This is a genomic window from Microcoleus sp. B13-B6, assembly GCF_036705405.1.
In the GTDB taxonomy this organism is placed as follows: domain Bacteria; phylum Cyanobacteriota; class Cyanobacteriia; order Cyanobacteriales; family Microcoleaceae; genus Microcoleus.
Window position 1 is genome coordinate 23538 of record NZ_JAUBUJ010000119.1, and the last position, 218, is coordinate 23755.

1 protein-coding gene is annotated in these 218 nt (G+C 42.2%); it reads right to left on the bottom strand.

Annotated features, from left to right (window positions below):
- The coding region (locus tag QUB35_RS33925; protein ID WP_333146621.1) for a hypothetical protein at window positions 1-194 on the bottom strand (194 nt) is incomplete at its 3' end.
- Between the last annotated feature and the right edge of the window lie 24 nt (window positions 195-218).

Below are 218 nucleotides of genomic sequence, written 5' to 3' on the forward strand. Positions count from 1 at the left end.
CAATAACTCAACATTTTTGTGGAACAGGCATCTTGCCTGTTGGTTCCACAATAACTCAACATTTTTGTGGAACAGGCATCTTGCCTGTTGGTTCCACAATAACTCAACATTTTTGTGGAACAGGCCGGAAAGCTTGTCAAGAACGGGCAAGATGCCCGTTCCACAAAAGATGAATTTTCTTGTGGAACAGGCATCTTGCCTGTTCCTAAACAAGTAAT